This window comes from Pseudomonas sp. N40(2020) (assembly GCF_014472415.1).
Taxonomy (GTDB): Bacteria; Pseudomonadota; Gammaproteobacteria; order Pseudomonadales; family Pseudomonadaceae; genus Aquipseudomonas.
Window position 1 is genome coordinate 133,305 of record NZ_JACSZV010000007.1, and the last position, 12,470, is coordinate 145,774.

At 60.1% G+C, this 12,470-nt stretch carries 12 protein-coding genes; 5 read left to right on the top strand and 7 right to left on the bottom strand.

The genetic code is table 11. The features are described 5' to 3' along the window. The first annotated feature begins 49 nt into the window (after window positions 1-49). From IAI51_RS07710 to IAI51_RS07725, 4 genes are all read left to right on the top strand, one after another. Window positions 50-382, top strand: coding sequence for a DMT family transporter (locus IAI51_RS07710; protein WP_187677915.1), 333 nt, complete (start codon window positions 50-52; stop codon window positions 380-382). A gap of 114 nt (window positions 383-496) precedes the next feature. Continuing rightward, window positions 497-1,672 carry an NAD(P)/FAD-dependent oxidoreductase gene (locus tag IAI51_RS07715; protein WP_187677916.1) on the top strand — a complete coding sequence of 392 codons (1,176 nt, stop codon included), beginning with the start codon at window positions 497-499 and terminating at the stop codon, window positions 1,670-1,672. Beyond that, window positions 1,669-2,481, top strand: a complete 813-nt coding sequence (locus IAI51_RS07720; RefSeq protein ID WP_187677917.1) for an aldo/keto reductase — start codon at window positions 1,669-1,671, stop codon at window positions 2,479-2,481. Before IAI51_RS07715 ends, IAI51_RS07720 begins: the two co-directional genes overlap by 4 nt. A 31-nt stretch (window positions 2,482-2,512) precedes the next feature. Then, complete coding sequence (locus tag IAI51_RS07725) at window positions 2,513-3,478, top strand: metal ABC transporter ATPase (protein WP_187677918.1); 966 nt, start codon at window positions 2,513-2,515, stop codon at window positions 3,476-3,478. A 4-nt stretch (window positions 3,479-3,482) separates the two neighbouring features. On the opposite strand, the gene IAI51_RS07730 is transcribed toward IAI51_RS07725, so the two are convergent. The 7 genes from IAI51_RS07730 to msbA form a co-directional block, all read right to left on the bottom strand. Next, window positions 3,483-4,283, bottom strand: coding sequence for a hypothetical protein (locus tag IAI51_RS07730; RefSeq protein ID WP_187677919.1), 801 nt, complete (start codon window positions 4,281-4,283; stop codon window positions 3,483-3,485). Window positions 4,284-4,297: 14 nt separating this feature from the next. Next, window positions 4,298-4,984, bottom strand: a complete 687-nt coding sequence (locus IAI51_RS07735; protein WP_187677920.1) for a hypothetical protein — start codon at window positions 4,982-4,984, stop codon at window positions 4,298-4,300. Next, window positions 4,985-5,959, bottom strand: a complete 975-nt coding sequence (locus tag IAI51_RS07740) for a glycosyltransferase (protein ID WP_187677921.1) — start codon at window positions 5,957-5,959, stop codon at window positions 4,985-4,987. A 130-nt stretch (window positions 5,960-6,089) separates the two neighbouring features. Further along, window positions 6,090-7,511: a bifunctional D-glycero-beta-D-manno-heptose-7-phosphate kinase/D-glycero-beta-D-manno-heptose 1-phosphate adenylyltransferase HldE gene (gene hldE, locus IAI51_RS07745; RefSeq protein ID WP_187677922.1), complete on the bottom strand. Its 1,422-nt coding sequence runs from the start codon at window positions 7,509-7,511 to the stop codon at window positions 6,090-6,092. 64 nt (window positions 7,512-7,575) lie between these two features. Then, window positions 7,576-8,976: a PIG-L deacetylase family protein gene (locus tag IAI51_RS07750; RefSeq protein WP_187677923.1), complete on the bottom strand. Its 1,401-nt coding sequence runs from the start codon at window positions 8,974-8,976 to the stop codon at window positions 7,576-7,578. Window positions 8,977-8,980: 4 nt separating this feature from the next. After that, window positions 8,981-9,877, bottom strand: coding sequence for a GNAT family N-acetyltransferase (locus IAI51_RS07755; RefSeq protein ID WP_187677924.1), 897 nt, complete (start codon window positions 9,875-9,877; stop codon window positions 8,981-8,983). Continuing rightward, window positions 9,871-11,691: a lipid A export permease/ATP-binding protein MsbA gene (gene msbA / locus IAI51_RS07760; RefSeq protein ID WP_187677925.1), complete on the bottom strand. Its 1,821-nt coding sequence runs from the start codon at window positions 11,689-11,691 to the stop codon at window positions 9,871-9,873. Before msbA ends, IAI51_RS07755 begins: the two co-directional genes overlap by 7 nt. Window positions 11,692-11,816: 125 nt before the next feature. Here msbA and IAI51_RS07765 point away from each other — a divergent pair, with 125 nt between their 5' ends. Continuing rightward, window positions 11,817-12,470 carry a toluene tolerance protein gene (locus IAI51_RS07765; RefSeq protein WP_187677926.1) on the top strand — a complete coding sequence of 218 codons (654 nt, stop codon included), beginning with the start codon at window positions 11,817-11,819 and terminating at the stop codon, window positions 12,468-12,470.

Sequence of the window (12,470 nt, forward strand, 5' to 3'; positions counted from 1 at the left end):
CTCTAAAATGCCGGCTCAGAAAGCAACGTTTTACATGAGGATTTGAACCATGAACGCCTACGCCTACCTGGCTATCGCCATTTGCGCCGAAGTGATCGCCACCGTTTCGATGAAAGCCGTCAAAGGTTTCAGCACACCGCTGCCACTGCTGCTGGTGATCGTCGGCTACGGGATCGCCTTCTGGATGCTGACGCTGGTGGTGCGCACGGTGCCGGTGGGCGTCGCTTACGCGGTGTGGGCCGGGATGGGCATCGTGATGGTCAGCGTTGCGGCGCTGTTTATATATGGGCAGAAACTGGATATCCCGGCGATGCTGGGGATGGCGTTGATTGTTCTGGGTGTTGTAGTTATCCAGCTGTTCTCGAAAACCGCCGGGCACTAACGGGCAAGCTCGCTCCCACATTTGGTTTTGCGTCAGCTCTGTTGATCATCGACAAATCCGCCTCTTTCCCGAGTCTGTATACTGCGCCCTCGTCTTGAACACTGAGGTCGTTGCATGCCATCCGTTATTTCCACCGACGTTCTGATTGTCGGCGCTGGTGTTGCCGGCCTCTGGCTGAACGCGCGCCTGCGCCGCCAGGGTTTTTCGACCGTGCTGGTGGAAAGCGCCAGCCTCGGCGGCGGGCAGAGTGTGAAATCACAAGGCATCATCCACGGCGGCGCCAAGTACGCGTTGCACGGTGCGCTGACCGGCGCCTCGGAAGCCATCGCCGACATGCCGCGTCGCTGGCGTGAAGCGCTTGCCGGCGACGGCGAACTGGATCTTTCCGGCGTTCGTCTGCTCTCCGAAGCGCATTACCTGTGGTCGCCGGGCACCCTCGCCGGCAACCTCACCAGTTTCTTCGCCAGTAAAGCCGTGCGTGGCCGTGTCGATCAGGTCAAGGGCGAGCAATTGCCGCCGGCGCTGCAAGACAAGCGCTTCAAGGGCAAGGTCTATCGTCTTGCCGAACTGGTGATCGACGTTCCGAGCCTGATCCAGCGTCTGGCCGATCTGGCCGGTGATGGATTGCTCGCCGGGCAAACCATCGAGCCGCTGCTGGAAGCGGGCGTGCTGGTCGGCCTGAAAGTCGACGGTCGCGAGATCCGCGCCCAGCGCATCGTCCTCAGCGCCGGCGCCGGCACTGCCGATCTGCTCACCGCTCTGGGCCTGAGTCACCCGGCCATGCAACGCCGCCCATTGCACATGATCATCGCCAAGGGCCCGGGCCTGAAACCGCTTTACGCCCACTGCCTGGGCGGCGGCACCAAGCCGCGCATCACCGTCACCACCCACCCGGCCGCTGATGGCCAGTGGGTCTGGTACATGGGCGGCGACATTGCCGAAAGCGAAGGCGTGAACCGCGAGCCAGCCGAACAGATCGCCACCGCGCAAAAAGAAATCTCGCAGTTGCTGCCATGGATCGACCTCAGCACCACGCAATGGGCAACCCTGCGTGTCGACCGTGCCGAGCCGCTGCAAACCGGCCTGACGCGCCCGGACAACGCCTTCCTCGCTGAAGAGGGGCGCTTGCTGGTTGGCTGGCCAACCAAACTGGCACTGGCACCAGACTTCGCTGATCGGGTGATCGCCTCCTTGCAACGCGACGGCATCCAGCCGCAAGCCATTGCACCACTGCCACCTCTGCCAAAACCGCCGATGGGCGTGCCTGCCTGGGAGCAACTGCTGCCATGACGATAGCGACCCTGCACGACTTGCACCGACCGCTGGGCAGCACCGGGCTGTTGGTTTCGCCACTGGGCCTGGGCACGGTCAAACTTGGCCGCGACCAAGGTGTGAAATACCCCAACGGCTTTCAGATTCCCGATGACGATGAAGCGCGCCGGCTACTCAAGCTCAGCCGCGATATGGGCATCAACCTGATCGACACCGCGCCGGCCTACGGTCGCAGCGAAGAGCGCCTCGGCCCGCTGTTGCGCGGCCAGCGCAATGACTGGGTGATCGTCAGCAAGGTCGGTGAAGAGTTTGCCGACGGCCTGTCGCGCCATGACTTCAGCGCAGCGCACACGCGGATGTCGGTGGAGCGCAGCCTGCAACGTCTGGAAACGGATTTCATCGATCTGGTGCTGGTGCATTCCGACGGCAACGATATGGCCATCCTTGAGCACGAGGAGGTTTACGCCACACTTGCGACGCTCAAGGCTGAGGGCAAGATTCGCGGCTTCGGCTTTTCCGGCAAAACCGTCGAAGGCGGATTAAAAGCACTGGAGCAAGGCGACTGTGCGATGGTCACCTACAATCTGAACGAACAAAACGAGAAAGCTGTCATTGACTATGCTGCTGCCCACGGCAAAGCCATTCTGGTGAAAAAAGCCCTGGCCAGTGGTCACGTTTGCCTGAGCCCAGGCGTCGACCCGGTGCGCGCCAGCTTCGAGTTGCTGTTTGCCCAGCCTGGCGTGGCCAGTGCTATTGTCGGAACGATCAATCCGCTGCACCTCGCCCACAACGTTGCGACCGTTGCCCAGGTCCTTCGTGGTCACTGACGCCGCCCCGCGGCCTTAAGCAGGAGCCGATATGCCGCGCACGCTCATCAGAAAGAACCCGAGCAACTTCAAGACCCTGCCCCTGTACGTAGAAGCTACGCCCGAAGGCCTGACCTATCAGAGCGTCGGCATGCCGCTGAACTTCGCGCAGACCTTGCAACGACGTAAACCGGTCAGCGTGGCGGACGCCGAGCGCTTCTCGCTGGAGCTGGCCAATCTCGGGGTTTCGGTGCGCCTGACCCTGCATTGGCAAAATCGCGATTACTGGGTGTTGGTGCGTCAGCGGCGGCAGGATCGCGGCGATGTGGTGCTCAAGCTGATTTCCGGTTACGTGCCGGCCCACGAACTGAATATTCCGCTGCACACGGCCATTCAAGAGATCGCCGAAGAGTGTTTGCTGGAAACCCCGGAGGGCTGGCTCGGCGGGCGCTTCAACGACACCTGGCTGCCGGCGCCCTACTCGGCCGCGCTGCATTATCGCGAGGCCTTGCCGTTTCGCCTGACGCCACTGTCCGGCGCAGCACGACCGGTGCGGTGCGCCAATCTGCAATTGCAGGAGCGGCCGCAGGCCTATGTCCATTTACCGACCGCTTCATTGCAATTGATCTACGACCTGCGTCTGGACGTGCCCAAAGAAGCCAAATCCCTGAGCCTGTTCCACGTCGATGAGCGTCTGGAAGGTGATCAACTGGTGGCGCGGCTCGACCGCAAACGCCCCGACCTGTACTTGATGCCGCTCAAGGACGGCGCGCCACTGGCCGAGCTGTACACCCTCAAACGCGACAAACTCCTGCCGGCCAGCACCCGTGGACTTTACCTGGCCGAGAGCTTTGCGACCCAGCAAGGCTGGGTCGTGCGCGACGAGCGGATTCGCTGGAAGGACTGGCTCGTGCAACAGGGCCTGCAACCGGCGAAGCCCCCTCGCGCGGGACTCAAGCAATTGAGTCTGAAGGCGCTGAGTCTGGTTGGCATTGGCAAGAAACGCGCGAGCAAATAGCCGATTAGCGCCGACGATCCATCCAGGTACGCAACGTGGCGAAGAAATGGAAATAGCGGTTTTCGCGCTTGCCCATGCCGCGCTTGGGCGAAAACGATTCTTCGGCAAAAACGCCGGTGATTCGCACCCGAGAGGCTTGGGTCGGCAGCGTGCAGACTTTTGCGCCCGCCTCCAGTAATGCGTACTTGAGCAAACGCTCGGAATGCAGCTTGCGTCCAGTTGCCTTGCAAAAATCAAAGATGCGCTCGATCCGCTTGCCGTACGCGAGATAGGTATCGCGCCCACAAATGGCAAAGCGATCATTCAAGCCGCCCCACCACTGCCAGTCCGGAATGTAGGCATTGTGCCGCCGGGCCTCTGCATGATTGAACACATAGCCGGGAAGCGGGTTATGGAAGAAATTGTCCGGGCGCACGAACACGACGAAATCCGGATTGAAGGTTTCGATCATGGTGGTGACGGTGTGCAATGAGTTGAGCTGATAGATCAGGTTGCGCAGCGACGCATAGTCATCGGCCCAGGTATCGCCCTGTGCTTTGACCTGTTCGAAGTCCCAGCGATCCAGCACGCCTTCGGTCGAAGTCAGCGCGCCGGTCATCGACTCGAACGGCTGATAGTTGTCAGCCGCCAGCTCGCCCTTCTCTCCCGATCGCACATTCTGCACTTCATCGATTTTATACAGGTGATAGAAGCACTTAACGTCGCTGCCCGCAGGCAACTGCGCCAGTACGTTCTGTTCGATGGAGGGGAAGCAGATCTGCGAGTTTCTCGGGATCCCGAAAAAAGCTACGGCGATTTTCAACACTCAACGGCACCTTTTTATTTTTGGCGAAACAGCTTTTGCCACCAGCGTCGGGGTTGCAAAGGCACCACAATGACGTCGGACTTCTGCAGCCAGTCCCGCTCATAATCCCACGCGTGACCACCCCACAGTTTTCCCGCTTCGTTGGAAAATCCCAGGGTCATGAGCTGATAGGTATAACCGGCGTGTCCGCGCAACCAGTCAAACAACACCAGCGTGTTGAAACCGGTGGACGGCCCGACGTATCGCTTGCCGCCCGGCCGATCGACCGGGTAGTTCCACAGCGGCGGCAACGGGATGCGATCCCAATACATGGCCACTCGTGGCAACGGACACATCGGTGCGGCGCAGCCGACCAGCATGGTGAAACAACGCTCACCCGCGCGCTCGAACAACCGTTGCACGTCCGGGCCGTAAGGCAGACCAAAAAAATAGGCGTCCGGTGCGTTATAGCCATGCACGAAGACATTCACGCATCGCGAGTTGAGCAGCGGCGCCTTGATGCAGGTATTGAAGCTGACGACAACGTCGTTGGCGTTGATATTCAGCGCCTGAAAATCTGCCGCCGTGATGGCCGGATTGTTGGCAATCAGTACGACCCGGGCCGCTCGGCTCAGGCAATCGCGCAATGGCTCTGGCAACGCGTCCAGAACGGACTGGTCACCGCCGGGTAGCGCATCCAGCGCCATGTGTTCGTCGATCATTCAGACCGGCACCTTCATGCCGTAACGCAGTTTCACCCAGAGCCGTGTGAAGGCCGAAGGCGACTGCCAGGGGCGCATCTCGCGCTGGATTTCAGTAGCGAGGGCCTGACCGACACGGGCGAAGGAATAGCGACTTTGCGCGAACGCCTGACCGTTGCTGGCGATACGCTGCGACAGCTCCGGATCGCCCTGCAGCAGTTTGATCTTTTCCACTGCCTCGTCTTCGCTGCGATAAAACACGGTGTTGTGCATGTCTTCGAAACCGAGCAACTGGTCTTCTTCGCCCTGGCTCCAGGCCAGCAGCACGCAACCGCAGGCCATGGCTTCGTAGTTCTTGATCATGAACTCGTTCATGCCGATGTCGGCACTGACGAAGATCTTGATGCGATTGAGCGTTTCCAGATATTCCGCGCCCGATTTGGTGCGCGTCACCAGCATACCGGTGCGCTGCGCGAGCGATTCGAGCAGTGCCTTGCGCTGGGCGTACTCGGTACTTTTCAGGCTGCCGAGAAAACCGATGGGAATGTCGCGCTCGGCACCGGTGTTGCGCAGCATCTGCTCGTCGTAACCCTTGGAGACGAACACCGTGTCGATGCCCTCAGCCAGCATCTTGCGCGCGACTACTGCTCCAGAAACCAGCGCCCGACAGCTCGGAAGACGACTGTAGAGACGCGAATACACGCCACGGTATTTACTCGCCGGCATGTAGTTCTGGTAGGCATCGTGTTCGAGAAAAACCAGCCCGGGAATACACTTGAGCACCCGCAGTTGCGGGGCCAGGCGCTTGACCCGGGAGAAGATCACCACACGGTCGAAAGCCTGGTAATCGACCGACGCCAGAAACGGCCCCAGGTTCATCTGTTGCTGCTTGCTCAAGCGGTAGATGACACATTCATCACAGTTCTGCTGCACGATGTCGTATAGCCGATCAAGAATGACCCGCTGCTCGTCCATCACCAAGAGCATGACTTTCATAAATTAAATGACCACGCGACGTAAGCAGGCAAGCGCATCGGATTCAACCCTGCCAACATCAACGGAAACGGTTAGATCCCCAAGGCAAAATCCGTTCACACGCAGTACACAACGGTAAAAATCCATCTGATCAGCGACTGCGGATTTTTTCGACAATCGCAGTTGTCGAGCTGTTTTCCACCAGCCCCAGCACTTTCACGGTGCCGCCATAAGCGGTCACGATGTCAGCGCCGACCACTTGCTCGATCCCGTAATCGCCGCCCTTGACCAGTACGTCCGGTTTGACCTCGCGCAACAGATTTTCCGGGGTGCCTTCAGGGAAGCTGATGACCCAGTCCACCGCCCCAAGCCCGGCCAGAACCGCCATGCGCCGGTCGACGCTGTTGATCGGGCGCCCCGGCCCTTTCAGACGGCTGACCGAAGCATCGTCGTTGACTGCGACAATCAGGCGATCGCCCTGGGCCCGCGCCTGTTCCAGATAGGTCACATGGCCGGCATGCAGGATGTCGAAGCAGCCATTGGTGAACACGATTTTTTCGTTGTGCGCGCGGGCATCGGCCACCGCAAGCAGCAACTGCTCCAGGCCCAATACACCACGCTCGGAACCTTCTTCACGCTGAATGGCGCGACGCAGTTCCGGGGCGCTGATGGCCGCCGTACCGAGCTTGCCGACCACGATGCCTGCCGCCAGATTGGCCAACGCCACCGCATGAGGCAGATCCTCGCCCGCCGCAATGGCCGCCGCCAGGGTGGAAATCACTGTGTCACCGGCACCGGTCACGTCGAACACTTCACGGGCCCGGGCCGGCAGGTGCAGCGCAGGCTGGTCAGGACGCAGCAGGGTCATGCCATGCTCGCCGCGAGTCACCAGCAAAGCGCCGAGCTCGAGGTCGTGCATCAGCGTCGCACCCTTGCTGACGAGTTCGTGCTCATCGACACAACCACCGACGATGGCTTCGAATTCGCTGAGGTTCGGGGTGATCAGGCTCGCGCCACGGTAGATCGAGAAATCCTTGCCTTTCGGGTCGGCCAGCACCGGAATATTCTTCGCGCGTGCCGCCTGGATCAATGCCTGGTGGTTTTTCAGCGCGCCTTTGCCGTAATCGGACAACACCAGCACCTTGATGCCTTCGAGCAAGTCATCGACCTGCGAGCCAAGGGCCAGGGCGTCGGTGGCGAACGGTTCTTCGAAGTCGATACGCAGCAATTGCTGGTGCCGGCTCATGACCCGCAGCTTGACGATGGTTGGCTGATGCGCAATGCGCTGGAACAAAGCTCGTACGCCCGCGCCCTTGAGGCTGTTGCTCAGGCTGTCGGCGGCTTCGTCGTCACCGGTCACACCGACCAGGGACGCCGGCGCACCCAGCGCGGCAATGTTCAAGGCAACGTTCGCGGCACCGCCCGGACGATCTTCGATTTGCTCGACTTTAACGACCGGCACCGGGGCCTCAGGGGAAATCCGTGAGGTTCCGCCATGCCAGTAACGGTCGAGCATGACATCGCCGACTACCAAGACCGGGGCTTGATCGAAACGCGGCATGGACAACTTCATGGAGCAACCCACATACAAAATGAACAGGGGCGCGATATTAACACAGGGTAAAGCGCCGTCCGCCTCAATCTGAAAGGTCGCGCACCCAGAACAACTCATGACGCCGGACAGCCTTGCGGAAAAACTCGTTACTGCCCGTGACAGGCCAGCGACGACCCGCCAAAGCGTGCTGGATCCAGCGTCGCAGTTGGCGCTTGAACACTTGCCCACCCTGCAAGTCGTGCTCCATGGCCAACGCCATGGCCTTGTCCAGTTGCACGTCCGCTGAAAGCAGCGGGCTCCACAAGCGGTCGGCCGGCAATGGTTCGATGGCCGGCGGCAACGCGACACCGGCACCGGCAGGCCCCATCGGCCAGCGGTCGTTGTCATGCAGGTGGTTGGCGTACATGAGCAAAGTTTTGGGTTTCCAGTCGCTCAGGGCAATCGCCGCAAGCAGTGCCTGGGTGGAGGCAACGTGGTCGCTATGCGGATCCAGCTCAGGATGCGGCGTCACCACTACCTCTGGACGATAGTGTTCCAGCAGCGCGGTCACGTCTGCGACCAGATTCTGCCAGGTCGGCTGCCCATCGGCGTCGGCAGGCAAGGTCAGCGGATTGTGCCGGCGCACACTGCGTACATCGCTTTCCTGCGACTCACGGGAACCGAACGCCGTGGCCGGTTCTGCGGCCATCGCTGGCAATTGCAGGCAGTAATAACCCAATTGCACGCAACGCTCGGCCGGTACGCCGCCCCATAAAGGAATAACGAGACTGTCCCAACTGCGTAAACGCCCCTTCAGCCGGGCAGCCGCGGCTTGATCAAGGCCCAGTGACTGGAAGTTTTCAGCCTCGATTTCGCCTTGGGTCAGGGTGACGATGCTAACGTCTTCGCTGCGGCTGTAGAGGCCGAAGGCAGCCAGTTCCGCATCATCGGCATGGGGCGCAATGACCATCACGCGCTGACGGGTGTAGTCGGGATTGGCCATGACCCACAGCGTGCCCGTGGCACCCAGCGCGCAATATCGGCCGCGCAGCGTCAGCGCGCCTTGACTTAGCGTATCCGCCTGCCCGGAAAGATTCAGGAAACGCCGCCCCTTGACCCCACGTTCGAAGTCCTGGCGATCATCACCCACCTGAACGTAAGGATCGAGCCAGCGCCCCAGCCAGCCGGACTTCAATTCAAGCTCGAGAATGAGCGTTTCGCCCTGCGCCAACGGGCCGTTCAGGCGCACCACGCCGCCGTCCAGGCTTACCTGCTGACGCGCAGCATTCGCTGGAAAGTCGTATCGATAATCGTCGGATGGCCGGTAAAACAAGTGATCGGCAAACCATGCCTCGTGGGCAACCCAGGCCAGCACCAGCAACAGCGGCACCAGCCACCAGCCGATCAGGAATCCGATCACCAGCAGCGCAACCAGGAACGCGACAAGGAACATCCGCTTGTTGCGTCGGTGGGCCTTGAGTAGCTGTTGCTTGCGAGCGCTCATCAATTCAGACCTTGTAGACCGGCACCGTGTGGCACCAGCGATCCTTGTACTCACGGTCGGCACGACCGAATGAATAGCGCAAAGGCTTGCCCAGCGCCTGCGCGTCTGCCCAGGCCTGCTGGGTGTTGACGAAACTCAGTACGCTACCGGGGCTGAACTCACGACTCTGCGGGTCGACGCCACCATTGATGTATTCCAGCGAAACCCATTGCGGCGCCTCGACGCGGTACAGCACCTGAATGGCCACCGGCGCCGATTCGAGCATGGCGACGGAACCCGTCATGAATTCGCGCAACAGTGTAAAGACTTCTACGAGCCCGGCCTTGCCCGGCACTTCAAAGCCCCAGCGACGCTGAAACAGATCAGCGTATGCCTGCGCCTGCTCTTGGGCAGAAAACTCGGACATCGGCACCAGCGAACCACCCGCCTCTTCAAGCAAGCGCTGCTCGCGACGCTGGTTGTAGCGGAACTTCTTCGAATACTCTTCCGGCAATCGGGCCAGGGCCAGGCCCTCCGGCTGCACTTTCAAGGTACTGATCTGCTCGGCATTGAGCTGGGAGACATAAGCCATGCGCTGGCGAACCGGCACGACGACATCGGGCGCGATCGGCAGAATGATTTCGGCATTGCCCATGTCCAGCAACCCGCGCTTGCCTTCGCGCTTGAGCACTTCCTTGGACAAAGCTACATGCCGACCCCAGCAGGGAATGGCGGCGACAACATCGCCGCCAACGATCCAGCCCAGATAGCGCAGTTCGATACCCACGAACGTCGACAGACGCTCGACCACCTCGGGATGCGTCGCGAAGCTGCCACCGAAAAGCTGCCATGCCCGGGCGTAGGCGTCCCGGTCGATCTCCGTCCAGCCACGTTCACGAAAGCTGCGAAACATCGTCAACATACGTTGGTCGCGTGGGCCGGCTGAATTTCATCACCCTCTTCAAACTCTTTGGCGTGCAGACGGGAGTAATAGCCGTTCTGCTCCAGCAGTTGTGCGTGGGTGCCGCGTTCAACGATCCGGCCTTCATCCATGACCAGAATCAGGTCAGCCTTCTCGATGGTGCTCAGGCGGTGCGCAATCACCAGGGTCGTGCGGTTCTGCACCACATGATCCAGCGCAGCCTGAATATGCCGCTCCGACTCGGTATCGAGGGCTGAAGTGGCTTCATCGAGTATCAACAGCGGCGCGTCCTTGAGAAGCGCACGAGCGATGGCGATACGCTGACGCTGGCCGCCGGAAAGCAGCACGCCGTTCTCGCCAACCATGGTTTCGTAGCCCTGCGGCATCTTGACAATGAACTCGTCGGCATAGGCCTCGGAAGCGGCACGCTTGACCCCTTCGAAAGGCGCGCCCGCCAGATCGCCGTACGCGATGTTGTTGGTCACCGTATCGTTGAACAGCGTGACCGCCTGGGTTACCAGAGCGATCTGACGACGAAGACTGCGCAAGGTGAAATCCTGCACTTGGACGCCATCGAGCAGAATCTGCCCCTGTTCGTGCTGATAAAAACGCGGAATCAGCCCGGCAAGGGTGGACTTGCCGCTGCCCGAACGGCCAACCAATGCGACCATTTGCCCTGGCTCCACGACAAAGCTGATGTCGTTGAGCACCTGCTTGTCGGTGTCCGGGTACTGGAAGCTGAGATTGCGCACTTCCAGTCGACCTTCAAGACGATCGCGCTCGACCGTGCCCTGATCCACTTCAGCCGGCTCATCCAACTGCTCGAAGATACTCTCGGCACCGGCCACACCTTTCTGGATGGTCGAGCTGACTTCGGACAACTGACGGATAGGCTTGGGCAGCAGACCGGCCATGGTGATGTAAGCCACCAGATCACCCGGTGATGCGTCACCACGAAGGTACAGCACAAGGAACATGACCACGGCCATGGCGCTGTAAGTCACCAGTTGCAGCATCGGCGTGTAAACCGCGCCGGTCTTGGTCATCGTCAGTTGCTTGTCGGTGTTGCTCTGGCTGGCGTCGCGAAAGCGATTTTTCTCGTAGACTTCACCGCCGAAGCTGCGCACGACGCGATAACCATGGATCGTCTCGGAAGCGACGTGCGTAACGTTGCCCATCGACACCTGGATCTTTTTGCTTTGCTTGCGGAATTTCTTGCTGGTGCTGTTCACCATGATGCCGATCACCGGCAGGATGGCCACCATCACCAGGGTGAGTTTCCAGTTCATCCACAACAGGGTGCAGAACAGGAAAATCACGGTCATGCCTTCACGGATGACCACTTTGATCGCATCCGTCGCCGCGCCGGTGACCATCGTCACGTTAAAGGTGATCCGGGAAATCAGATGGCCGGAGTTGTTCTTGTCGAAGAAGCGGTTAGGCAACTCCAGCAATTTGTTGAACAGCACGACCCGCAGGTCATGCACCAGGCCCAGTGAAACCCGCGCCAGGAAGAAGTTGCCCAGATACGACCCCACACCCTGCAACAGAGCGATGAAGACGATCATCAGCGGCACGGTTTGGAGCAACTGCAATTTGCCCAGATAGGGGTTGCCCGGAAACAGACTGGCTTCAGGATTGGCCAGACCATCGACAAAGTACTTAAGGATGTAAGCGAGCATCGGCTGAGTCGATGCGAAGATCAGAAACCCGACGATGCTGAGAAGGAAGAGACCGGCATAAGGCCGCACGTAAGCCAATAGGCGGAAGTAGATCGCCAGCGTTGACTGGGCTTTCGGTTCAGGACTGCTCATGGTGATCCGCACAATTCAGTGAGGCGGGGATGATATCACACGCGTTTTTCCCTCGATAAACATGACTTCACGCCAGCCCTTGACCAAGTCGGTTAAGATACGCCGCTAATGATGGGGAGCCGGACATGCAATCGATTGATCACAGCACTTACGAGGCACTGCGCGAAGGTGCACACGTACTGGAAGCCGACGGTTCCGGCGACAAAGTGCTCAGATTGGCCGATGGACGCATGCTCAAGCTGTTCCGCCGCAAACGGCTGCTCAGTTCGGCGCTGCTCTATCCATACGCGCAACGCTTTGCCGACAACACCCGGGCACTTGAGCAGCGCGGCATCCTCTGCCCGAAAGTCATCGCGGTCTATCGCATCCCGAGCATCGAACGTGACTGCGTGTATTACACCCCGCTCGCGGGCGACACGGTGCGCCAGTTACAAGGCACCCGCGAAGGCAATGATTCTCTGAGATTCCAACTGGGCGGGTTCTTTGCGCAATTGCACGAGAAAGGTGTGTACTTTCGATCGCTGCACTTTGGCAACGTCGTACTGACTCCCGACAACCACCTGGGCCTGATCGATATCGCCGACCTGCGCTGCCAGAAGCGCGCACTCAGCGACAGCAAACGCCTACGCAATTTCGCCCACTTGCTGCGTTACAAGGAAGACCGGCAATGGCTGCTGGGGCAGGACGCCGGCAACAGTTTTATTGAAGGTTACCGGCAAGCCCTGCCGAGCAACCGGCAGGCGCCACTGATCTCGCGCCTGCGGCCGCTGCTGAGTTAA

Coding starts and splice junctions, on each gene's coding strand:
- IAI51_RS07710 (WP_187677915.1), top strand. CDS start 50: ATGAACGCCTACGCCTACCTGGCTATCGCCATTTGCGCCGAAGTGATC.
- IAI51_RS07715 (WP_187677916.1), top strand. CDS start 497: ATGCCATCCGTTATTTCCACCGACGTTCTGATTGTCGGCGCTGGTGTT.
- IAI51_RS07720 (WP_187677917.1), top strand. CDS start 1,669: ATGACGATAGCGACCCTGCACGACTTGCACCGACCGCTGGGCAGCACC.
- IAI51_RS07725 (WP_187677918.1), top strand. CDS start 2,513: ATGCCGCGCACGCTCATCAGAAAGAACCCGAGCAACTTCAAGACCCTG.
- IAI51_RS07735 (WP_187677920.1), bottom strand. CDS start 4,984: ATGATCGACGAACACATGGCGCTGGATGCGCTACCCGGCGGTGACCAG.
- IAI51_RS07740 (WP_187677921.1), bottom strand. CDS start 5,959: ATGAAAGTCATGCTCTTGGTGATGGACGAGCAGCGGGTCATTCTTGAT.
- hldE (WP_187677922.1), bottom strand. CDS start 7,511: ATGAAGTTGTCCATGCCGCGTTTCGATCAAGCCCCGGTCTTGGTAGTC.
- IAI51_RS07750 (WP_187677923.1), bottom strand. CDS start 8,976: ATGAGCGCTCGCAAGCAACAGCTACTCAAGGCCCACCGACGCAACAAG.
- IAI51_RS07755 (WP_187677924.1), bottom strand. CDS start 9,877: ATGTTGACGATGTTTCGCAGCTTTCGTGAACGTGGCTGGACGGAGATC.
- msbA (WP_187677925.1), bottom strand. CDS start 11,691: ATGAGCAGTCCTGAACCGAAAGCCCAGTCAACGCTGGCGATCTACTTC.
- IAI51_RS07765 (WP_187677926.1), top strand. CDS start 11,817: ATGCAATCGATTGATCACAGCACTTACGAGGCACTGCGCGAAGGTGCA.